Consider the following 20021-nt stretch of genomic DNA (forward strand, 5'->3'; position numbering starts at 1 on the left):
GACCGCCTCTAGACGCCGGCCAGGCGCCACACCTGGAGTTCCTTCGTGTCCTCGGCGATCGTGTACCAGCTGCCGTCGCCCAGGGTGTTCGGCACGCCGGACGTCGGGAAGGGGTAGGTGACCTCGCCGAGCAGCCGCATGTCCCGCACGTCGACCAGCCAGTGCCGTCCCGTCCCGTACTCCTCGTCGGCCTCGGTGGTGCCCGCGATGACGGTGTGTTCGTCGAGGAAACCGCCGTAGTAGTCCCAGTGCACCTCGGGCTCGTCGTCGTCCGGGTCCAGGGCGGGGTGATCGGGTATGACCTCCTCCGCGTCCAGCTCCGACACCACCGAGCCGTCCTCGACCCGGTGCAGGGACAGGAGTTCCTGATAGTGGGTCACGGTCAGGAAGTGCTCGCCCGACGGGCTCACGGCGAGCAGACACCGATCGTCGTCGATCCGTTCGACGGAGAGCCGCTCACCGTCCCAGCGGCCCCACAGCAGCGGCGCCCCGTCCTGCCCCTCGCCGACGCTCAGCCCCATCTGTCCGGGGTCCGGGTGCGACACGTGCCCCGAACCGGCGGCCACGGTCTGGGTGTCCGCCTGCCCGAGGACCGTCCCGTCCGTGGCGTCCAGCACCAGCCACTCCTCGATCACGTCCGGATCCCCGCCCCCCGCCGCGAGCGGCCCGCGCACATGGGCCCACACGAGCTTGCCGTCCGCGGAGAAGACCACGGAGCCGCTGTCGGCGTACAAGTGCCCCCGACTGTCCGTGTTTTTGCCGTATTCGCCGTATTCGTCGAACGAGGCGTGCATCTCCCGGCAGCTCCCCTCCCAGCAGCCGTGCCGCACCTCCCACAGGGTGGCGCCCCGCCGGTCCACCGCCCGCACCGCGTGCACGCCCGCGAAGACGGCGACGTCCAGCCCCGGCGACACGGTGCACGTCCCGAAGCGGCGCGGCCACGGCAACGGGAAGCGTGCCACCGACGCCTCCCCCGCGAGCGCCGCGGCCAGGTCGTACGCGGCCAGCTGGGTGTCGTCGCTCTGGAGGATCAGCGTCCGGCCGGGCAGGCACCGCTCTCCTGGGAAACCGGCCGTGGCCGACTCCAGCGGGCCTGCGAGCGTGGTGACGAGACGGGCGCTCGCGGACATGGTTCCTCCAGTGCGCGTGATGCCGTACGGCGTTGTGTGCGTGGGGTGCACAGTACGGCCGCCCACTGACAACCCCGTACGCGGCCGTCCCGTACGACCCCTCACACGTCCCGGCGGTCCACCGCCACCACGACGATCACCGCCGACACCACCGCCCACGCCCCCAGCACCACCCAACTGCCGGTCACCGTCGCACCGTAGCGCGGAAGCCGGGTGAAGGGATCGTGGCCGTAGGCGATGTCGGTCAGCCGCGTCCAGGCGTTGACGGGCATGGCGTGCCGCACGGCGGCCGTCCAGCGGTAGCGGTCGGTGATGAAGTTGGGGACGAGGAGCAGGACGGCGGTGACGGCGACCATCGTGCTCGCGCTGTGCCGGATCAGGGCTCCCAGGGCCATGCCCGCCAGCGCGCAGACCGGGGCGAGCAGCGCGGAGGCGACGACCACGCGCAGGGCACCGAAGTGGGTGATCGACACGGCGGCGTCACGGGTGGTGAGGATCGCCTGCGTCGAGGCGAAGGAGGCACTCGCGACGAACGCGCCGTACAGCGTCATGACCGCCGTCACCACCACGACCTTCGCCGCCATCAGGGCACGCCGGTCAGGGACGGCCGCGAGGGTCGTACGGATCAGGCCCGTCGAGTACTCCCCGACGACCGTGATCGCGCCGATGCTCGCCGCCGCGAGGATCAGGATCAGTGCCGATCCGTCGGTGAAGGCGTCACGCAAGGCCAACTCCCAGGCAAAGGCGCGCATTTGGGGGTTGTAGCGCGGATAGTCGTGCGCGTGCACCCGTGCCGCGTTGGCGTTGAAGCCGATGACGGCGAGGGCGCCCGCGCCGAGCGCCCAGCAGGTCGAGCGCAGGGAACGGAGTTTGATCCACTCGGCGGCGAGGAGATCGGTGAACCGCGCTGCAGGGTGTGCGGGAGTGGGAGTGAGGGCGAGAGTGGTCATCGGGCGTCTCCGGCGAGGAACTCGGTGCTTTCGGCGGTCAGTTCCATGAAGGCGGCCTCCAGGGACGCCGTCTGCGGGGTCAGTTCCTCGAGCAGGATCCGGTGGTGGAGGGCGAGTTCACCGACGCGGGCCGCGCTCAGGCCCGTCACCTTGAGGGTCCGGTCGTCGTACGGCGCCACCGCCGCGCCCTCCTCGGACAGCACGGCCGTGAGCTGCGCGAGGTCCGGCGTCCGCACGGTCACCGTCGGCCGGGTGCCGCGCGCCGCGAACGCGGTCACGCTCTCCGCGGCGATCAGCTCACCCCGGCCGATGACGATCAGCTCGTCCGCGGTGTGCTCCATCTCGGACATCAGATGGCTGGAGACGAAGACGGTACGCCCCTCGGCCGCGAGCCTGCGAAAGAGCTCCCGTACCCACAACACACCTTCCGGATCGAGCCCGTTGAGGGGTTCGTCGAAGAGCAGCACCGGAGGTTCGCCGAGCAGCGCGGTGGCGATGCCGAGCCGCTGCCGCATGCCCAGCGAGAACCCGTCGACCCGGCGCCGCGCCGCCGCCCCCGCGAGCCCCACCTCCTCCAGCACCTCGTCCACCCGGCTCAGGGGGATGCGATTGCTCCGCGCCAGCGCCTCCAGATGGGCCCGCGCGCTGCGCCCGCCGTGCACATCGCCCGCGTCGAGCAGCGCACCCACGTGCCGCAGCCCGCGCGGATGGCGCCGGAACGGCTGCCCGTCGATCGTCGCGCTCCCGCCGGTCGGGCCGATCAGCCCGAGCAGCATGCGCAGCGTCGTCGTCTTGCCCGCGCCGTTCGGGCCGAGGAACCCGGTGACGCGCCCCGGGCGCACCTGGAACGTCAGATTCCGTACGGCGGTGGTGTCGCCGTACCGTTTGGTCAGTTCGTTGACTTCGATCACACGGACCACCGTCTCGTCGGCGCCCCGCCGCGCGGTATCGCCCCGTGGCCGACACTCCCCCCGGCCGGTGTCGACCAGGGGTGTACGTCCCCGGACCGATGCCCGTCCACGGCCCCCGTGCCTACGATCGCCGCATGCATGCCATGCCGCTCCCGCCCCGTCTCAAGCGTGTGCCGCCCGGTGTCTGGGTGGCCCTGGCCTGGTGCGCGAGCACGGCGTTCACCTTCCTCGCCCGCATCCGGCTTCCCGGTGAGGAGACGGCCAACGAGTTCGCCGCCGTCCAGTTCTACCGCTGGGACGGCCTGCTGATCCTGGCCATCGCCTGCGCTCTGGCGCTGCTCGGCAGCATGTGGTTGCACCGACGGCCGCTGAGGGCCCTCGCCCTGCTCCTGACGGCCGCCGCCTTCCTCACCACCAACCTGGCCGCGGGAGCGATCCAACTGGCCCAGTTCCTCGCCGTCGACCTCGCCCTCTACTTCATCGCGGCCGGCCGCCCCCGCCGCACCGGAGTCACCGCCCTCTGCACGGCGCTCGCCGTCCTGGTGTTCTGGGAGTCCCTGCGGCTGCTGCGCGGATGGGGCATCGGCACGCTGGAAGAGCTGACCGTGGCGCTGACGGCCGTCGTCGCCTGGCTCCTCGGCGACGCCTCCCACCGCACCCGCGAGTACGGCGAGACGCTCCGCGCCCGGGCCGCCACCCAGGCGGTCACCGACGAACGCCTGCGCATCGCCCGCGAGATGCACGACATGGTCGCCCACAGCATCGGCATCATCGCCCTGCAGGCCGGGGCGGCGGCCCGCGTCGTCCACACCCAGCCGGATGCCGCGCGCGAGGCGATGACGGCGGTGGAGACGACCGGGCGGGAGACCCTGTCGGGGCTGCGCCGGATGCTGGTCGCCCTGCGTCATGCGGATCAGGACGGGGACCGGGACGCGGACCGGGACCGCGCCGCCGCCTCGGCCGAGGCCGACCGGTTGCACCCGGCCGAGGGCCTCGCCGACCTCGACCGCCTGGCCGCCGCGACCACGGCGGCGGGCGTCCAGGTCGACGTCCACTGGAAGGGCGCGCGCCGCCAACTCCCCCCGGACATCGACCTCTCCGTCTTCCGGATCGTCCAGGAGTCGATCACGAACGTCGTACGCCATGCGGCGACGACCGCCTGCCGCGTGACGGTCGACTACCTGGAGGAGCACGTGGCCGTCGAGGTCACCGACGACGGCCGGGGCCGGGGCAGCACCACCGACACCGGCTTCGGCCTGGTCGGGATGCGCGAGCGCGTGGCCCTGCTGCACGGCGAGTTCACGGCGGGCCCCCGTCCCGAGGGCGGCTTCCGGGTGACGGCCCGCCTCCCGGTCCCGGCGACCGCGGCGACGGTGGCCGCGTGATGCCGATCCGTGTCGTCCTCGCCGACGACCAGCAGCTGATCCGCACGGCCCTGCGGATGGTCATCGCCGACATCGAGGACGTGGAGGTGGTGGGGGAGGCCGCGGACGGCGAGGAGGCGGTGACCCGCACCGAGGAACTCCGGCCCGACGTCGTGGTGATGGACATCCGCATGCCCGGCGTGGACGGCATAGAGGCGACCCGCCGGATCACGACGGGTGCGGGTGAGTCGAGGATCGTCGTCCTGACCACCTTCGACGACGACGACTACGTGTACGGGGCGCTGCGTGCGGGCGCGTCGGGGTTCCTGGTCAAGGACATGGCCCTGGACGACATCATCGGGGCCATACGGGTCGTGGCGGCCGGCGACGCCCTCATCGCCCCCAGCGTCACCCGCCGCCTGATCCAGGACTTCACCTCCGCGCGCTCCTCCGAGCCGGCGCGTCCACGCCGCGATCTGACCGCGATCACGGACCGCGAGCGCGAGGTCCTCACCCTGGTCGGCACGGGCCTGTCCAACGCCGAGATAGCCGAACGGCTCTTCATCAGCGTCGCCACGGCGAAGACGTACCTGACCCGCCTGCTGTCCAAGCTGGACGCACGGGACCGGGTCCAGCTGGTCATCATCGCGTATGAGGCGGGGTTGGTGTCCGTGACCCGGTGAGCGGTCCCCGCGCCGGGCGGCTTGTCGAGGTCAGTGGCGCAACGCCAGCAGAAGGCGGTCGTTGCCCGGCCCGAAGTAGCCCTCGCGGGCGCCCTGTTCGACGAAGCCCAGGGACCGGTAGAGGGCGATCGCGGCGGTGTTGGTCGGCTCCACGGTGAGCCACACCTCGTGCACCGCGTCGATGGGCAGTCTGCGAAGCGTCTCCTGCATGAGCCGCCGGGCCAGTCCCTGTCCCCGCAGCTGCTTGGCGACACCCAGGCCCAGGATCCAGCTCCTGCGCCCGTCCGCGGAGGGTGCGCTCAGCGCGTAGCCGTGGAGGCAGGAGCCGTCGTCGAGCACGAGGAGATGGTCTGTGTACATGTCGAGGAACTGGCGCAGCGCGAAGTACGGGTACGCGAAGTCCGGGAACAGCTCGGTGTCCAGACGGACGAGCGCGGGCAGGTCGTCCTCTGATGCCGGTCGTACGCGAAAGGGCCCAATGTCGGAAGGCGGCGAGAACGGAACCAAAGGATGAGCGGACATCCGGTCAGCATCGCGTGGCGCGACACGATCCTTCAAGGGGGTAATCGAAGATCGCTTCACCGATTGCTGCGTTGCGCCCCCCTTGCATCCGCCGGTGCGCCGGATCGGGTTGAAGGAGAGTCGACGGCCTGGTCGTGTTGATACCTTGGGGCATGGATTCGAGATCACCGGGGCACGTCGACCAGTTGAATGCGGACGCACCCTGGGACTACTTCGACCCTCGTACCTACATTGAACACAACTACCGCTCCATGGTCGCCGAGGACGAAGAGATCATCGCCGTCGTGCGAAGCCATTTCAGTGATCATTTCCGCAGGAATCCCGCTGAACGGATTCAGGGTATCGACGTGGGCGCCGGAGCCAATCTCTACCCCGCCCTCGCGATGCTGCCCTGGTGCGAAGAGATCACGCTGCTCGACCGCTCGGCCGCGAACGTGAGCTATCTGGAAGCTCAGGTGGACCGGTACGACCCGAACTGGGACCAGTTCTGGGATGCCCTGTGCCGGAGCGGGCCGTACGCGGCGCTCGGCAGCGACCCCCGGACGAGGTTCCGCCGGGCCGTCCGGATCGAGAAGGGCAATCTCTTCGACCTGGTCCGCCGGGAGGGGAAGTGGTCCATGGGGACCATGTTCTTCGTGGCCGAGTCCATGACGACCTCCCGCAAGGAGTTCCGCAGCGCGGTGGAATGCTTCATGCGCGCCCTCGCACCGGGAGCACCCTTCGCGGCCGCGTTCATGGAGCATTCCATGGGCTATGTGGTGGGCCAGAATCAATTTCCCGCATGTGACGTGAGTGAATCCCAGGTACGCGACAGCATCGTGGGATTCGCGGGAAATGTGGAGACGTGCCGGATGGGACAGCCGAACGTTCTCCGCGAGGGATACACGGGAATGATCCTGGCCTGCGGGCTGCGTGATCCTGATACCGTCGAAAGCAGGCCGTTTGGGCGACATCACCTGTGAGGGGGCATGGGGATGAGGATCGAGCCGCGTCAGCATCTGTTGGACATATGGCGGGCGATGGCCAGAAATTCAATCGACGACGGCGCCTGGTCCTGGGGGAAATGGGGCGGGCTCAGCAGCGTGGCGGATGCCGAGCGGCTGCTCTGTCTGATGTACCCGGCCACCGAGATCGCCGGATTTCGCCTCGACGACCCGGACCTCACCCAGTACGACGTGGAGAAGGCGCTGGGACGGCCCGGCGGGCGGACGGAGATCCCCGGGCTCCTCCTGACGGCCGTCGGCGACTTCATGCGCAGGCACACCGGTGACGACGAGAGGCCGACCTTCGCGGGCGGCCACTACTTCGCCCCCCAGGAGGACGGCCAGGAACTCACCGGGAAGCAGCGGGAGATGGAGGTCGTCGACTCCTACTCGATGTCGGTCACCCTCTGCCTCGCCACCCTCGGCTTCCTCAGGACGTACGAGGCCAGGACCGGTCGCCGCGACATGCTGCACCTGATCCAGGAACTCAAGACCGTCTGCAGCAACCGGCTCACCGCCGCCATGGTGAGTCTGCTCCGCTCGTTCACCGTCAACGTCTTCGACGCCGAGTCCCCCCAGGGCCGTACGCTCTGCGAACTCCTCGGCCAGGGGCGGCTGCCCCCGCGGCTCGTCCTGCAGACCTTCCAGCGCCGCTTCCGGTCGCTGCGCGCCACCCTCACCGAGAGCGTCGTCCTCGGTGTCGAAGTCGAGGAGGCACTCCGCGACGAGAGCGGGCTCTTCGAGTGCGGCTGGACCTGGAGTCTGGTGAAGGACGCGCCCGAAGTGGAGACCGACGAACCGATCGGGCCGCAGCCGAACGGCGTCGCCGACCCCGTGCCCTACCTCTACTTCACCGTCGTCGCCCTGGACGGCATCCAGGACCTGTTCTCGGACCGCACCCTCACCCTCGGCCTGCTCAACCCCGAACAGCAGAAGCTCGCCGAAGCACTCCGACTGCGCTGGGAGATCACCCAGCAGTACTGGTCGGGCATCGCACGCTTCGACGCCGAGCGCTGGCCGCTGGAGGACATCCCCTGGCGGACCACGGGCCAGCAACTGGAGTCCCCGTACTTCTCGCTCTCCGTCGCCGCCATCCTCGTCCACGACCTGGTACGCCGCCGCGCCACCGACGACGACCTCACCCGCACCGTCGACGTCATGGAGCGCCTCGCCGAACACGGCCGGATCACCAGCCGGATGGCCCGTGACGACGCGACCGCCCTGCTCCTGCACCGCCCCGGTGTCGCACTGCCGCTGCAGGGCAGCGAGGCCCTGGGCCCACCCATGCAGTGGACCATCGCCGACTTCTCGGCGCAGCTGCTCAAACGGACCGTGCAGCTCTGCACGCTGTCCCGCAACCCGGACTCCCACGACCGACTCCTGCGGCTCGCGGAACAGGTCTTCGAGCATCTGTGGCAGCGCCGCATCGAGGAGGGCGAGGGAACCGGTCTGTGGGACGACGTCCACGCCGTCTATCCGTCGGCGCCGCGGAGCGAGGAACCCCCGTCCTGGAGCGTCACCGAGCGCGTCACCGAATGCATGGTCGCCGCCCACGACCTCTACTCCCAGCGACCCATACGCAGCACCGAACTCACCACCCTCGCACGGGCCCTGCTCAGCGAATCGACCCACCTCCTGGGCCATGAACAACTGGAGGTGCCGGCCATCCCGGGCAGTGGGCAGGGGAGGGCGCTGAAGAGCCTGGAGATCAGGCTCCGCCGCGCCCGCAGGATCGTCGACGAACGGCCCGGATCGGCCTGCGCGTTGGCCCTGTCGGTGCTCGGTGAACTCGAAACCCTGGCCCAGGCCAGGGACGACGCTCAGGGGGCCTGAACCGTGTTCGTCTTCGCCGCCTCCGACAAGGGAGGCACGGGCCGCTCCGTCACCAGCGCGAATCTCGCCTATCAGCGGGCGCTCGCCGGGGACGACGTGTGCTACGTGGACTTCGACTTCGGCTCACCCACCGCCGTGGCCGTCTTCGACATACCGACAGCCCCGCGCGGTACCGAGGGCAGCGGTCTGCACTCCTACCTGGAGGGCACGATCGGCGAGCCGGCCCGCTTCGACATCTGGAAACTCACCGAGCACCCCGTCCTGCGGAACAAGCCCAACGGCGCGGGCCGACTCGTCCTGCTGCCCGGCGACCCCAGCGGCGGCGAGTTCGCCACGAACCAGGGGACCCTCCGCCGTTGCGCGGACCTGATGCTCCGCCTGAACGGAGAGTTCGACCTGATCATCGTGGACCTGAGCGCCGGGCGCAGCTACGCGGTGGAGATGGCGCTGGAAGTGACCGCACAGCCCGAGATGCGCGGCGTCGAGACCCGCTGGCTCGTCTTCCACCGCTGGACCCGGCAGCACGTGATCGCCGTGCACGGGCTGGTGTTCGAGAAGCACGGCATCCTGGAAGCCGGAGAGGCCAGGGGACACGACAAGCGCGTACTCCGGGACGCCATCCGCTTCGTCCGCGCGGCCGTACCCGACCCCGAATCCCCGCTGTGGTCCCATGTGTCACCCGCGCAGATCGCCTGGATGCACAAGTGCGAAGAGGAACTGCGCGTGCTGGCCTCGGAACACGGCATCGGTGACAGCCGGGTGCTGGGAAGCGTCCCCCTCGAACCCGTCCTGCAGTGGCGCGAGCAGCTCATCACCGAAGAGGACGTCCTCTCCACCCAGATCGCCAACAAGCAGACCCTGGAGGCGCTGGAGAACCTCGCCCGAAGGCTGACCGACGACATGTACTGGGGGCAGCCGTGACAGAAGCCGTATTCCGGGAGACCACCGCGGAGCTCAGCACCCGATCCGTACCGCTCTCCCATCTCTCCCTGGAACTGGGCCACTTGTACATGGAGGACTTCGAGGAGGGCCCCGACCGACTGCGCCGGCATTTCGCACGGGTACGGCCCTGGGTGGACGCGGCCCGCGCGGAGGCCGCCGTCCGGGCCACGGGCAGGCGGCCCCGCATCAGCACCTGCTTCCTGATCGACGACTACTTCACCCGCTTCTCCTCGCCCGCCGACCTCGTCCCGCTGCTGCTCGCCGAGGCCGAGCGGGCCGGGCTGGTCATCGACTACCTGGCCAGGGAATCCGGCTGTGCCGTCGCGGACAAGGTGCCCCTCGCCGAGTCCGTCTCCCACCGCCTGGTCGAATCACCCCCGCCCGGCACCTACGGCCTGCGTCCGCCCGTCGGGGTGACCGGCTGGCTCGCCAACGGCGAACGCACCCCGTCCGCCGGCACCACGCGGGCGATGACGACGGCCACCGCCTGGCGGCCGCCCCACGAGACCGCGGCACGCCGCCACTCCGTCTTCCTGGACATCGAACTGTGGGACGACGACAAGGAGGGACACCGCACCTGGTCCTGCCCCTTCCTCGCCGCGGTCTGGCAACTGGCCCGCCTCGGCCTCCTGCGCAACGAGGGCGAGCCCGTCCTCGCGCCGCGCCCCTGGAGCTCCGGCGACTTCCCGCGCGACTGGGACGAACTCCCGCCGCTGCTTCAGCTCAACACCTCCGCGGCACCCTTCAGCGCCTACCGCACCTGTTCCGTGCTCCCCAACCGGTTCGTGCCCGTCGAGCACGCGGTGCGCGTCATCCTCGACCAGACCGACGTGGACTCCGGAGCGCTGCGGCAGGTCACCGAACGCGCCACCCGTGAGGGCACGCCCGTGCCGGACGCCGTCGCGGACCGTGTCGCGTACGTCTTCTACGCGGGCCTGTGACATGCGAAGCCCCCTGGACTCGACCCACGCGTTGCTCGCCTGCGGCGAAGTACGCACCTGTCTGCTGCCGTCCTTCCAGCCGCTGGACACCCGGGCCGCCGCCCACCTCCTGCAACTGCGCTCCGACGAACGCGTCCTCGTCTCCGAACGGCCCCAGGTGTACGCGCTCTCACCGGACACGCTCACCGGGGTGGACTGCCGGCTGCCGGCCGCCAACGGGGCGAAGGTCCGCGCGGTCGGTACGGTCGTCGCCCGCGCCGCGCTCACCGAAGGCCGTGTCCTGCAGGCCACCGCGTACTTCCGGGCCCCGGCCGCGGGACCGGACCGACGGCAGCCGTGGGGCCACTACCTGGTGCGCCCCGGAGTGCTGGAGCCGTTCGGCAAGCTGCCCGAACAGGCCTTGGCCCAGGGAATTCTGCGAGATCCCCAGAAGGGCGAGCTGCATCTCGGACTGATCGCCGAGGGCCTGCTCGCGCAACTGCGCAGGCATCCCCTCCTTGATCGGAAGGCCCCCTTCAAGTCCCGCGCCACCCGGCTGCGCTGGGTGGCGCTGCGGGCCCCGGACGGCGAAGGCGCCTCGATCGAACGCTTCACCCTCGCCGAGGACGAACTGCGCACCGTGGAACTGCGCGTCCCGGCGGCGGAGGAGGCGTCCGCCGTCGCGGGCCTGTGCGAGGACCTCGCCCTCCACGACTGGCTTCTGACGACGGTCGTACGGATGCTGGACACCAGCCGGCTCGGAGCGACCGGCGGGGCCGCCACCGTCCTGGCACTGCGCCCGGCCGTCGACCATCTGCTGCACCTGTGGATGCCGAGGGCCCACGTGGACCCGGCACTGGGCCTGCTCTGGGAGGTACTCGAACGAGAACCCGGATTCAGTCGGCAGTGGCAGGCCCTGGTTCAACGCGTCCGGGACCAACTGGCCCTCCAGGCAATACCGTTGCTGCGTGAGGCACTGGCGTCACGCTGACCGGAACATCCCAGGATCGATCCCGCGGGGGGAGAGGCAGGAATGGACGGATCGTCAGGGGCACCGGCACCGGCACCGGCACCGGCACCGGCACCGGCACCGATACCGGCTCCGGGGACGGCGGAGGGCTTGCGCATACCGCCGGTTCTGCTGAAGACACTGGTCACCGTCGTCGTGGCCACCATCGCGTATGTGACGACCAACCTGATCAACCAGGACCAGAACAAACTGTGGCAACTCGCGGTGTCCATCGTCATCGGCGGTGCGACGCTCATCGTCCAGTACATGGTCGACTTCGAACGGCGGCTGGCCTCGGTGGAGACCGGTCAACAGGCGTACGCACGGGAAGTCGCCGACCGTCTGGCGGGCCACCACCGTGAGATGCGGACCCTGGTCGACCGGAGGTTCACGGACATCAGCGAGGCGACCGAACTCTTCGACACCCTCGACCACTCCATGCTCCGCTTGGACGGGGTGACGCGACTGGCCCGCAGCGCCACGCGGGTGAGTTCCCTGGGCCCCGGCCTCGTGAGTGCCTTCGCCCGCGAGGAGATCGATCGCCTCGCGTCGGTCATGGAGAACCTCACCACGATGAGTGCCGACTGCCTCGGCGAGAACCACGACTGGCTGATGGACCTCACCAAGTGCACCAGCGAGACCATGGACGCCACCAGCAGCTTCGTGGAGCGGGACTACTGGGACAGCGAGCCCGCCCTCCGCTATCTCCAGGCGCAGGCGGATGCCATCGCACAACGGGGTGTGAAGGTGCGGCGTCTGTTCATCGTGCAGAAGCCGGAGGGCGTCGACCCGGCGCTGCTCCGACTCTGCGAAGACCAGAGGAACATGGGCATCGACACGCGCGTCGTAGCCCTGTCCGAGCTCCCGCCGAACGTTCGGCGCGGCACGACGAACGACTTCGTCATCTTCGACGAGACACTCTGCTACGAAGTCGAGCCGGACCTGTTGCACGTGAACGCCAAGACCACGCTCAACGCCCGCGAGGACCATCTCAGACAGCGGGTCAAGCGGTTCCGGGAGCTCTGGGACGTGGGCCTCAGCGATACGTGACACGACACGACACGACACGACGTGACGTGACGTGACGTCGCGTCGTGCGTCGCGTCAGTGGGTGGTCGCGGCCGGCTTCGGTGTGGCCTTGGGACGGTCCGGGCGTACGGAGAAGGCGGTGTCGCCCGCCACGGCCACGATCGCGTCCTTCACCAGCAGCAGGCTCGGGACCGTGGTCTCCGGTGAGTTCCCCGGGTCGTCCAGCTTGTCCGTGTTCCACCGCGCGGCGCCGGTCGCGCGGTCGAGCGCGAGCAGCCGCCCGTAGCGGTTGGCGAAGAAGAGGTCGTCGTACGTCGTCGACAGCACCGGCTTCGACAGATTCTCGATCTGCGTCTCACGCTGCCAGAGCCGGGCGCCGTCGGTCACCCTGACCGCGGTGACGGTCCCGTCGGGCCGGACGAAGTACACGACGCCGTCGAGGAGGGTGGCCGAGCCGCGCGGGGGGCCCGTCAGCGGGATCCGGACGGGGGCACCGCCGGTCGGGTTCACCCTCAGCAGGCTTGAGTACGGTGTGTCCGCATCGTCGACGGACTCGTCCTCCGCCGCGTTCCGTGGCACCGCGAACAGCGGCTGCCCGCCCGTGGTGCCGAGCGGCACCACCCCGTGGGGCAGTGTGGCGAGGTCATGCGCCGTGCCGTCGGCCGGGTCGAGGCGCACCAGGCCGGTCGGGCCCGTGTCGGAGTTCTGCTGCGTGCACAGGCCGTAGGGGACGCCGTCCAGGGCCAGCGGGGAGCAGGAGTTGGTCACCGACGACTTCGCCGGTGTCCGCCACAGTTCCTTGCCCGTCCGGGCGTCGAAGGCGACGAACTTCGTCCCGTCCTCCCCGTCGTCCGACTTCGCCAGGACGCCGCCGTCGAACAGGACGGCGGGCCAGACCTCGTTGATCGGGCGGTACCAGAGCCGTTTTCCGGTGGCGGCGGAGAGGGCGACCAGCCGCCAGGTCTCGTGCACGTTCAGGCCCGGCTTCTCGTAGGTGTACACGACGCCGTCCCGGACGCCGAGCGGCAGCGTGGTCTGCGGGGTGTGGCCGATCCGCCACTCGACGCGGCCGGAGGCGGCGTCGAGCTTGGCGACCGTGAAGCCGGACCCCGCGCAGTACAGGGAGGCGCCGCCGGCCACACAGCCGGATTCCGAGCCGCTGATGGAGATGTCCGCGTACGCCTTGTCCGGGGCCTGGGTGAGGTTCGCGCGCCAGGGCTTCCAGCCGGTGGGGAGCGCCGCGGCGGGAGAAGCGGCGGCGCGGGACGCGGTTGTCCGCCCGCCGGGCGTGCCCTCGGTGCTCTTCGGGCGCGCCATCAGGTAGTACACCGACGCGGACACCGCCATGACGGCCAGGGCCGCGCCGAGGGCGACGAGGAGGCGTACCCGGCGACCGCGCCGGCCGGAGCCGGTCGAGGTCGTCGTGTCACCGTGCCTCCGGGCGGCCCTGCGGCCTCCCACGACGGTCGAGGGGCCCGACGCGGCCGGAGTGGGCGGGGCGGTCGCCACGTCCGGCAGGTCCCTGAACAGCCGGTGCAGCTCGGTGAGGTCGGGCCGAGCGGTCGCGTCCTTGTCCAGGCAGCGCTCGGCGACGCTCCTGAGAGGCTCCGGTACGCCGTCCAGGACCGGCTGCTCGTGCACCACCTGATAGCCCGTCATGTACGGGCTGCCGCCGTCGAAGGGGCGGTTGCCGGTGGCCGCGTACACCAGCAGCGAGCCCAGCGAGAACACGTCCGAGGCGGCGGTGACGTCCCGGGGCGAGGCGAACTGCTCCGGGGACATGAAGGGCGGGGTGCCGATCAGCCGCCCCGTCACGGTGAGGGCCTGGTTGTCGGCGGCGTGCGAGATACCGAAGTCGATGACGCGCGGACCGTCGTCGGCCAGCAGGACGTTGCTCGGCTTCAGGTCCCGGTGCACCACACCGGCCTGGTGGATGTCCCGCAGCGCCTCGACGAGCCCCAACGCCAGTGTGCGCAGTGCGTGCCCGCTCAACGGGCCTTCCTTCGCCACGATTTCGGACAGCGTCCGGCCCGGCACGTACAGCGTCGCCATCCACGGCACTTCGGCGTCCGGATCGGCGTCCACCACGGGAGCGGTGAACGCTCCGCTCACCCGGCGGGCCGCCGAGATCTCCTGCCGGAAGCGGACGCGGAACTCCTCGTCCTGTGCGTACTGCGCGTGTACGACCTTGACCGCGACCTGCCGTCCCGAGGCGGAACGTCCCAGGTAGACGACGCCCATACCGCCGCTGCCGAGCCGGTCGACGAGTGTGTAGCCGCCTATCGACCCGATGGACTCCGATTCCCCGGTGCTCAGCGGCATGGCCGGTCACCTTTCCCAAATCCCCTGTGTCGCACGCCTGTTCCGCGGCATCACACTAGTGCCTGCGTCACTGGAACACTGGCGAGGCCGGCTGGCCTGAGGTGTGGGGCGCGTTGGGGACACGAGCCGGCGGTCCGACAAGCCGTCGGTTTGCGGGAGCTCCCCATGGCCAAAACCCCTACGCTGCGCCGAACTCGTAGAGGACAGACTCCTGCCGAGTGTAGATGCGGAGCGTCACCTCGGGGACGCGAAGAGTGAAACTCGGAAAGTCGGGGGAACAGCGTGAAGGCACAGCACGCGGCGCTCTGCGTCGAAGAGGCGGAGGTAACGGTGAAGGAATTGCGGGCGGCACTGGAGAGGGCCGGAATCACGTTGCCGTCGCTCCGGATCGACCCGGCGAGTTTGGCGCGCGAGGCACCTTGTCCGCGTGTCGAACGGGGCGGCTGCTCCATCGAGGTCGCGACCCGGCTCGCGGCGGCCCTGCGGTGAGGCCGCCGACGAAGCCGCCGATCGGCTCGTACGTCGTCGACACGCACACAGGGAGGGTGGGCATGGTGATGGGACACGAGGGACCGTACGTACAACTGAGACCGCTGGGTGGGGGCAAGGAGTGGGACTGCGCGCCGGACACCGTCCGACGGGCCACCGCGGCGGAGCGGCTCAGCGCGGCCACGGCGTATGCGAACGCACGCAGCCGCGGTGAGGTCCCGTGAGCGGTGGTTCGGCCGACGTCAGTGCAACGGAGCGACCTCGGCACGCTTGCCAGCGGGACCGAGCCGGTCCAGGAGGTGCTGGATGTCTCCGGGGTCCGACGTGACAATCACGGCACCGAGGTCCGCCGCCAGCACCGCGACGGTGCCGTCGACCGGGTCCGACGTGGCGGCCTGTCCCAAGAGCGCCCCCACCCTCCTGGCGAGTGCGTGATCGAGTACGGGGACCTCACAGCCGTTGAGGATCCGGGCCAACTGGGCCTGGCGGGCGCCATCCCGCCAGGCCTGCGCCACGACCGGTGCGGGTGCCAGGGGCAGGCCGCCCGCGGTGAGGTAGGAGCGGTGGGCTCGCCAGAAAGCGGCATGGTTCCGTTCCGCGGCGATCAGTGCCCCGGCGTCATAGACCACGGGCCTGAGCACGTTCACGCGGCACCCGGTGACTGCTCGGCCGTGAGCGTGGGCTGAGTGACGCGGTTCATGAAATCGTCGACCCATGCCTGCTCGTCCGGCGTGGGTGGATCGACGTGTGCCATGGCCTCCTCCGCCGCGGCCAGCCCGGCTTCGATCTTCGCCGCGTGTTCAGCGGCACGCGAAAGCCAGGCGGAGACACTCAGGCCTTCGCGCTCGGCGGCCGACTTGACCGCGTCGAGCGTCTCGCTCGGGATGGTGATGGTGACTCGCTCCAGGCTCATACCGAGAGTCTTACTGACATGAGCGGTCGGCCGCCAGGCGAGTCGGCCATATTCACTGGCAAGTAGTACGGCACCCGCCGGTGCATGCCCTTGCGTACGCGAGAATGGCCCCATGAGTCTGTTCCGCGACGACGGCATCGTGCTGCGCACCCAGAAGCTGGGTGAGGCGGACCGGATCATCACGCTGCTCACCCGCGGTCACGGCCGCGTACGGGCCGTGGCCCGTGGCGTGCGGCGGACCAAGTCGAAGTTCGGGGCGCGGCTCGAACCCTTCTCGCACGTGGACGTGCAGTTCTTCGCGCGGGGGAGCGAGCTGATCGGGCGCGGCCTGCCGCTGTGCACGCAGAGCGAGACGATCGCTCCGTACGGCGGCGGGATCGTGACGGACTACGCGCGCTACACCGCCGGTACGGCCATGCTCGAAACCGCCGAGCGGTTCACCGATCACGAGGGCGAGCCCGCGGTGCAGCAGTATCTGCTGCTCGTCGGCGGGCTGCGCACCCTCGCCCGGGGTGAGCACGAGCCGCACCTCGTCCTCGACGCCTTCCTGCTGCGCTCCCTCGCCGTGAACGGCTACGCGCCCAGCTTCAGCGCCTGCGCGAAGTGCGGGATGCCGGGACCGAATCGGTTCTTCTCGGTCGCGGCGGGAGGTTCCGTCTGCGTGGACTGCCGGGTGCCCGGCAGCGTCGTACCCTCGGCGGGGGCCCTCGAACTGCTCGGCGCGCTGCTGACGGGAGACTGGGAGACCGCGGACGCGTGCGAGCCGCGGTACGTCCGGGAGGGCAGCGGGCTGGTGTCGGCCTATCTGCACTGGCATCTGGAGCGCGGGCTGCGCTCACTCCGGTACGTGGAAAAGTAGGACTGAGGGAGACGAGAAGCACATGGTCGTACGCGGGATCCTGGGACGCCAGCGCCGCGAGTACAAGACGCCGGAACCGCACCCGTCCGGCGCCGTCGCGCCCAAGCTCCCCGGTGAGCTGATCCCGAACCACGTGGCGATCGTCATGGACGGGAACGGCCGCTGGGCGAAGGAACGCGGGCTGCCGCGTACCGAGGGGCACAAGGTCGGCGCCGAGCGCGTCCTCGACGTGCTGCAGGGCGCGATCGAGATGGGGGTCGGCGCCATCTCGCTGTACGCCTTCTCCACCGAGAACTGGAAGCGCTCGCCCGACGAGGTGCGCTTCCTGATGAACTTCAACCGCGACTTCATCCGCAAGACCCGCGACCAGCTCGACGAACTCGGCATCCGGGTCCGCTGGGTGGGCCGGATGCCCAAGCTGTGGAAGTCGGTGGCCAAGGAGCTCCAGATCGCCCAGGAGCAGACCAAGGACAACAACCGGCTGACGCTGTACTTCTGCATGAACTACGGCGGTCGCGCCGAAATCACCGACGCCGCGCAGGCTTTGGCTCAGGACATCAAGGCCGGCCGGCTCGACCCGTCTAAGGTCACCGAGAAGACCTTCGCGAAGTACCTCTACTACCCGGACATGCCCGACGTGGACCTGTTCCTGCGGCCGAGCGGCGAGCAGCGCACCTCCAACTACCTGCTCTGGCAGAGCGCCTACGCCGAGATGGTCTTCCAGAACGTGCTGTGGCCGGACTTCGACCGGCGCGACCTGTGGCGGGCGTGCGTCGAGTTCGCCCAGCGCGACCGCCGCTTCGGCGGGGCTGTCCCGAACGAGCAACTGCTCGCGATGGAGCAGGGTATGAGGGGCCGCGCGGAATAGGGCCTGATGCGTGAGGGGGCGCTCCGTCAGGAGGCGCCCCCTTCAGGGGCGCGGGGAACTGCGCGCCCAGCCCCACCGACCCGCGGCCAAAAAACGAGCCCCCGGCTACCCCTTGGCGGCAGCGCACTCCGCACAGGTGCCGAAGATCTCCACGGTGTGCGCGACGTTCACATAGCCGTGCTCGACGGCGATCGCCTCCGCCCACTTCTCGACGGCCGGACCCTCGACCTCGACCGCCTTGCCGCAGACGCGGCAGACGAGGTGGTGGTGGTGCTCGCCGGTGGAGCAGCGGCGGTAGACGGACTCGCCGTCGGAGGTACGCAGTACGTCGACCTCGCCGGCGTCGGCGAGGGACTGCAGCGTGCGGTACACGGTGGTGAGTCCGACGGAGTCACCCTTGTGCTTGAGCATGTCGTGGAGCTCCTGCGCACTGCGGAACTCGTCCACCTCGTCGAGCGCCGCCGCCACGGCGGCACGCTGCCGGGTGGAACGGCCCCGAACGGGCGATCCAGCGGTTGTCACCGTTGCCTCCTCACGTCTGCCCTTGCCCGGCCATTGTGCCAGCCCGGACTGTGCGTGGTCAGACGCCGACCTTGCGTTCCGGGCCGCGGGTGGCCGGAATCGCGCACTCCGCGGGGTCTCCGGCCTCTTGCGCGGCGGCCAGGGCCCGGGCACGGCGCCGGGCCAGCGGGGTCGCCAGCGCGGTGAGCACGATGAACGCGCCGATGGTCAGCAACACGATCGTCGCACCGGGCGGCACGTCCTGGTAGTACGACGTCACGGTGCCGCCGATCGTCACGCTCACCCCGATGGCCACCGCGATCGCGAAGGTGGCGGCGAAGCTGCGGCTGAGCTGCTGGGCCGCGGCCACCGGGACCACCATCAGCGCGCTGACCAGGAGCAGGCCGACCACGCGCATCGCGACCGTCACGGTGACGGCGGCGGTGACGGCGGTGAGCAGGTTCAGGGCGCGCACCGGCAGACCCGTCACCCGCGCGAACTCCTCGTCCTGGCTGACCGCGAACAGCTGTCGGCGCAGGCCGAGAGTGACCAGGACGACGAAGGCCGCGAGCACGCAGATCGCCGTCACGTCGGACTCGCTCACCGTGGAGAGCGAGCCGAAGAGGTACGAGGTCAGGTTGGCGTTGGACCCGCCCGGCGCGAGGTTGATGAACATCACGCCGCCCGCCATACCGCCGTAGAAGAGCATGGCGAGCGCGATGTCGCCGCGCGTCTTGCCGTACCAGCGGATCAGTTCCATGATCACGGCGCCGAGGACCGAGACGGCCGTCGCCATCCACACCGGGTTGGTGGAGAGCAGGAAGCCGAGGCCGACACCGGTCATCGCGACATGGCCGATGCCGTCGCCCATCAGGGCCTGGCGGCGCTGGACGAGGTAGATGCCGACGGCGGGCGCGGTGATGCCCACCAGGACGGCGGCGAGCAGCGCCCGCTGCATGAAGTCGTAGTTCAGGATGTCCATCAGCTCTGCGGTCCCATCAGCTCAGCAGTCCCGTCCGGATCGGTTCGGCGTCGTGAGCCGCGTGCGGGTGTACGTGGTCGTGGCCGGGCAGCGCGTGCTGGCCGACCGCCCGCGGGGGCGGGCCGTCGTGCAGGACGCAGCCGTCGCGCAGGACGACCGCGCGGTCGATCAGTGGCTCCAGGGGGCCCAGCTCGTGCAGGACGAGCAGGACGGTGGTGCCCGCCGTGACCTGCTCGCGCAGGGTCCGGGCCAGCACCTCCTGGCTCGCGAGGTCGACGCCCGCCATCGGCTCGTCCATGATCAGCAGCTCGGGTTCGGAGGCGAGGGCACGGGCGATCAGGACGCGCTGGTGCTGGCCGCCCGACAGGGCGTTCACCGAGTCCTTGGCGCGGTCCGCCATGCCGACGAGCTCCAGGGCGTGCCGTACGGCCTCGTGGTCGGCCTTGCGCAGCACGCCGAAGCGGGCGCGGGAGAGCCGGCCGGAGGCGACGATCTCGGTCACCGTGGCGGGCACGCCGCCCGCGGCGGTCGTGCGCTGCGGCACGTACCCCACCCGCTTCCAGTCGCGGAAGCGGCGCCGCGGGGTGCCGAAGATCTCTATCTCGCCGCCGCTGACCGGGACCTGGCCGATGACGCTGCGGATGGCCGTCGACTTGCCGGAGCCGTTGGCGCCGAGCAGCGCGACGACCTCACCGCGGTGCACGGTGAGGTCGATGCCGCGCAGGACGGGGCGCGAACCCAGCTCGGCGGTCACGCCGCGCAGGGATATGACGGGCTCGCTCACGCTGTCCTCCTGGAACTCGGACTGGGT

General features: G+C 70.3%; 22 protein-coding genes. 12 read left to right on the plus strand and 10 right to left on the minus strand.

Annotated features, from left to right (window positions below; genetic code table 11):
* Nucleotides 1–8: 8 nt before the first annotated feature.
* The 3 genes from KVT44_RS00600 to KVT44_RS00610 all read right to left on the minus strand — a co-directional run bounded on the left by KVT44_RS00600 (nucleotide 9) and on the right by KVT44_RS00610 (nucleotide 2991).
* Nucleotides 9–1130, minus strand: coding sequence for a hypothetical protein (locus KVT44_RS00600; RefSeq protein WP_217565680.1), 1122 nt, complete (start codon nucleotides 1128–1130; stop codon nucleotides 9–11).
* Between the two features lie 101 nt (nucleotides 1131–1231).
* Entirely contained in the window at nucleotides 1232–2080 is an 849-nt protein-coding gene (locus tag KVT44_RS00605) for an ABC transporter permease (RefSeq protein ID WP_217565681.1), read from the minus strand.
* A complete protein-coding gene (locus KVT44_RS00610) occupies nucleotides 2077–2991 on the minus strand; it encodes an ABC transporter ATP-binding protein (protein WP_217565682.1) in 915 nt (304 codons plus the stop codon). The genes KVT44_RS00605 and KVT44_RS00610 overlap by 4 nt, the downstream gene beginning before the upstream one ends.
* Nucleotides 2992–3125: 134 nt before the next feature.
* Here KVT44_RS00610 and KVT44_RS00615 point away from each other — a divergent pair, with 134 nt between their 5' ends.
* On the plus strand, nucleotides 3126–4376 hold the full coding sequence (locus KVT44_RS00615) for a sensor histidine kinase (RefSeq protein WP_190168796.1): 1251 nt from the start codon (nucleotides 3126–3128) through the stop codon (nucleotides 4374–4376).
* Nucleotides 4376–5038, plus strand: a complete 663-nt coding sequence (locus KVT44_RS00620) for a response regulator transcription factor (RefSeq protein ID WP_099941269.1) — start codon at nucleotides 4376–4378, stop codon at nucleotides 5036–5038. Before KVT44_RS00615 ends, KVT44_RS00620 begins: the two co-directional genes overlap by 1 nt.
* Nucleotides 5039–5068: 30 nt before the next feature.
* On the opposite strand, the gene KVT44_RS00625 is transcribed toward KVT44_RS00620, so the two are convergent.
* A complete protein-coding gene (locus KVT44_RS00625) occupies nucleotides 5069–5560 on the minus strand; it encodes an N-acetyltransferase (RefSeq protein ID WP_099922741.1) in 492 nt (163 codons plus the stop codon).
* 152 nt (nucleotides 5561–5712) lie between these two features.
* Between KVT44_RS00625 and KVT44_RS00630 the strand changes: the two genes are divergently transcribed.
* The 6 genes from KVT44_RS00630 (at nucleotide 5713) to KVT44_RS00655 (ending at nucleotide 12297) form a co-directional block, all read left to right on the plus strand.
* Nucleotides 5713–6522, plus strand: coding sequence for an SCO2525 family SAM-dependent methyltransferase (locus KVT44_RS00630; RefSeq protein ID WP_217565683.1), 810 nt, complete (start codon nucleotides 5713–5715; stop codon nucleotides 6520–6522).
* 12 nt (nucleotides 6523–6534) lie between these two features.
* Complete coding sequence (locus KVT44_RS00635) at nucleotides 6535–8376, plus strand: SCO2524 family protein (RefSeq protein WP_217565684.1); 1842 nt, start codon at nucleotides 6535–6537, stop codon at nucleotides 8374–8376.
* Between the two features lie 3 nt (nucleotides 8377–8379).
* On the plus strand, nucleotides 8380–9297 hold the full coding sequence (locus KVT44_RS00640) for an SCO2523 family variant P-loop protein (RefSeq protein ID WP_054235472.1): 918 nt from the start codon (nucleotides 8380–8382) through the stop codon (nucleotides 9295–9297).
* The gene (locus tag KVT44_RS00645; RefSeq protein WP_217565685.1) at nucleotides 9294–10259 is read left to right on the plus strand and encodes an SCO2522 family protein; all 966 of its coding nucleotides are present in this window, start codon (nucleotides 9294–9296) and stop codon (nucleotides 10257–10259) included. The genes KVT44_RS00640 and KVT44_RS00645 overlap by 4 nt, the downstream gene beginning before the upstream one ends.
* Before the next feature lies 1 nt (nucleotide 10260).
* Nucleotides 10261–11229 (plus strand): SCO2521 family protein, encoded by a 969-nt coding sequence (locus tag KVT44_RS00650; protein WP_217565686.1) that lies wholly within the window; start codon nucleotides 10261–10263, stop codon nucleotides 11227–11229.
* A 129-nt stretch (nucleotides 11230–11358) separates the two neighbouring features.
* The gene (locus KVT44_RS00655; protein ID WP_254648785.1) at nucleotides 11359–12297 is read left to right on the plus strand and encodes a DUF6879 family protein; all 939 of its coding nucleotides are present in this window, start codon (nucleotides 11359–11361) and stop codon (nucleotides 12295–12297) included.
* Between the two features lie 54 nt (nucleotides 12298–12351).
* Here KVT44_RS00655 and KVT44_RS00660 read toward each other — a convergent pair whose 3' ends face one another.
* On the minus strand, nucleotides 12352–14598 hold the full coding sequence (locus tag KVT44_RS00660; RefSeq protein ID WP_217565687.1) for a serine/threonine-protein kinase: 2247 nt from the start codon (nucleotides 14596–14598) through the stop codon (nucleotides 12352–12354).
* Between the two features lie 282 nt (nucleotides 14599–14880).
* Here KVT44_RS00660 and KVT44_RS00665 point away from each other — a divergent pair, with 282 nt between their 5' ends.
* Together KVT44_RS00665 and KVT44_RS57720 are read left to right on the plus strand one after the other, a co-directional pair.
* Nucleotides 14881–15087, plus strand: a complete 207-nt coding sequence (locus KVT44_RS00665) for a hypothetical protein (RefSeq protein ID WP_190168790.1) — start codon at nucleotides 14881–14883, stop codon at nucleotides 15085–15087.
* The gene (locus tag KVT44_RS57720; protein ID WP_229888783.1) at nucleotides 15084–15311 is read left to right on the plus strand and encodes a hypothetical protein; all 228 of its coding nucleotides are present in this window, start codon (nucleotides 15084–15086) and stop codon (nucleotides 15309–15311) included. The genes KVT44_RS00665 and KVT44_RS57720 overlap by 4 nt, the downstream gene beginning before the upstream one ends.
* Before the next feature lie 18 nt (nucleotides 15312–15329).
* On the opposite strand, the gene KVT44_RS00675 is transcribed toward KVT44_RS57720, so the two are convergent.
* Both KVT44_RS00675 and KVT44_RS00680 read right to left on the minus strand, forming a co-directional pair.
* Nucleotides 15330–15734, minus strand: coding sequence for a twitching motility protein PilT (locus KVT44_RS00675; RefSeq protein ID WP_217565688.1), 405 nt, complete (start codon nucleotides 15732–15734; stop codon nucleotides 15330–15332).
* On the minus strand, nucleotides 15731–16000 hold the full coding sequence (locus KVT44_RS00680) for a CopG family transcriptional regulator (RefSeq protein ID WP_099922749.1): 270 nt from the start codon (nucleotides 15998–16000) through the stop codon (nucleotides 15731–15733). Before KVT44_RS00680 ends, KVT44_RS00675 begins: the two co-directional genes overlap by 4 nt.
* A gap of 112 nt (nucleotides 16001–16112) precedes the next feature.
* On the opposite strand from KVT44_RS00680, the gene recO reads away from it, so the two are divergent.
* Nucleotides 16113–16859 carry a DNA repair protein RecO gene (gene recO, locus KVT44_RS00685; protein WP_054235479.1) on the plus strand — a complete coding sequence of 249 codons (747 nt, stop codon included), beginning with the start codon at nucleotides 16113–16115 and terminating at the stop codon, nucleotides 16857–16859.
* Between the two features lie 22 nt (nucleotides 16860–16881).
* Complete coding sequence (locus KVT44_RS00690; RefSeq protein WP_099922750.1) at nucleotides 16882–17727, plus strand: isoprenyl transferase; 846 nt, start codon at nucleotides 16882–16884, stop codon at nucleotides 17725–17727.
* 105 nt (nucleotides 17728–17832) lie between these two features.
* Here KVT44_RS00690 and KVT44_RS00695 read toward each other — a convergent pair whose 3' ends face one another.
* Genes KVT44_RS00695 through KVT44_RS00705 form a run of 3 tightly spaced genes read right to left on the minus strand, consistent with a single transcriptional unit; the run spans nucleotide 17833 to nucleotide 19994 of the window.
* Nucleotides 17833–18249 (minus strand): Fur family transcriptional regulator, encoded by a 417-nt coding sequence (locus KVT44_RS00695; protein WP_054235481.1) that lies wholly within the window; start codon nucleotides 18247–18249, stop codon nucleotides 17833–17835.
* A 58-nt stretch (nucleotides 18250–18307) separates the two neighbouring features.
* Nucleotides 18308–19210, minus strand: coding sequence for a metal ABC transporter permease (locus KVT44_RS00700; RefSeq protein WP_217565689.1), 903 nt, complete (start codon nucleotides 19208–19210; stop codon nucleotides 18308–18310).
* Nucleotides 19211–19226: 16 nt separating this feature from the next.
* Nucleotides 19227–19994 (minus strand): metal ABC transporter ATP-binding protein, encoded by a 768-nt coding sequence (locus tag KVT44_RS00705; RefSeq protein ID WP_217565690.1) that lies wholly within the window; start codon nucleotides 19992–19994, stop codon nucleotides 19227–19229.
* Nucleotides 19995–20021 lie beyond the last annotated feature (27 nt).

The sequence above is a fragment of the Streptomyces sp. GbtcB7 genome, from assembly GCF_019091445.1.
GTDB classification, from domain to species: Bacteria; Actinomycetota; Actinomycetes; order Streptomycetales; family Streptomycetaceae; genus Streptomyces; species Streptomyces mirabilis.

Coding starts and splice junctions, on each gene's coding strand:
- KVT44_RS00600 (WP_217565680.1), bottom strand. CDS start 1,130: ATGTCCGCGAGCGCCCGTCTCGTCACCACGCTCGCAGGCCCGCTGGAG.
- KVT44_RS00605 (WP_217565681.1), bottom strand. CDS start 2,080: ATGACCACTCTCGCCCTCACTCCCACTCCCGCACACCCTGCAGCGCGG.
- KVT44_RS00615 (WP_190168796.1), top strand. CDS start 3,126: ATGCATGCCATGCCGCTCCCGCCCCGTCTCAAGCGTGTGCCGCCCGGT.
- KVT44_RS00620 (WP_099941269.1), top strand. CDS start 4,376: ATGCCGATCCGTGTCGTCCTCGCCGACGACCAGCAGCTGATCCGCACG.
- KVT44_RS00625 (WP_099922741.1), bottom strand. CDS start 5,560: ATGTCCGCTCATCCTTTGGTTCCGTTCTCGCCGCCTTCCGACATTGGG.
- KVT44_RS00630 (WP_217565683.1), top strand. CDS start 5,713: ATGGATTCGAGATCACCGGGGCACGTCGACCAGTTGAATGCGGACGCA.
- KVT44_RS00635 (WP_217565684.1), top strand. CDS start 6,535: ATGAGGATCGAGCCGCGTCAGCATCTGTTGGACATATGGCGGGCGATG.
- KVT44_RS00650 (WP_217565686.1), top strand. CDS start 10,261: ATGCGAAGCCCCCTGGACTCGACCCACGCGTTGCTCGCCTGCGGCGAA.
- KVT44_RS00660 (WP_217565687.1), bottom strand. CDS start 14,598: ATGCCGCTGAGCACCGGGGAATCGGAGTCCATCGGGTCGATAGGCGGC.
- KVT44_RS00680 (WP_099922749.1), bottom strand. CDS start 16,000: ATGAGCCTGGAGCGAGTCACCATCACCATCCCGAGCGAGACGCTCGAC.
- recO (WP_054235479.1), top strand. CDS start 16,113: ATGAGTCTGTTCCGCGACGACGGCATCGTGCTGCGCACCCAGAAGCTG.
- KVT44_RS00690 (WP_099922750.1), top strand. CDS start 16,882: ATGGTCGTACGCGGGATCCTGGGACGCCAGCGCCGCGAGTACAAGACG.
- KVT44_RS00700 (WP_217565689.1), bottom strand. CDS start 19,210: ATGGACATCCTGAACTACGACTTCATGCAGCGGGCGCTGCTCGCCGCC.